The sequence below is a fragment of the Heliobacterium chlorum genome, assembly GCF_014502795.1.
Lineage (GTDB): Bacteria > Bacillota > Desulfitobacteriia > Heliobacteriales > Heliobacteriaceae > Heliobacterium > Heliobacterium chlorum.
On record NZ_JACVHF010000191.1, the window covers coordinates 1 to 371 of the forward strand.

General features: G+C 53.4%; 1 rRNA gene. It reads right to left on the bottom strand.

What is annotated here, in order from left to right:
- A 23S ribosomal RNA gene (locus H1S01_RS20940) occupies positions 1–371 on the bottom strand; the annotation flags it as partial.

A 371-nucleotide genomic window follows, 5' to 3' on the forward strand; every position in this document is an offset into this window, starting at 1 on the left:
ACGTCTCCCACCTATCCTGTACAAAACACACCAAAATCCAATGTCAGGCTACAGTAAAGCTCTACGGGGTCTTTCTGTCCTATCGCAAGTAACCCGCTTCTTCACGGGTATATCAATTTCACCGAGTCCCTCGTTGAGACAGTGCCCAGATCGTTACGCCTTTCGTGCGGGTCGGAACTTACCCGACAAGGAATTTCGCTACCTTAGGACCGTTATAGTTACGGCCGCCGTTTACTGGGGCTTCGGTTCAGAGCTCTCACTCCTCCCCTTAACCTTCCAGCACCGGGCAGGCGTCAGCCCCTATACGTCACCTTTCGGTTTGGCAGGGACCTGTGTTTTTGCTAAACAGTCGCCTGGGCCTCTTCACTGCG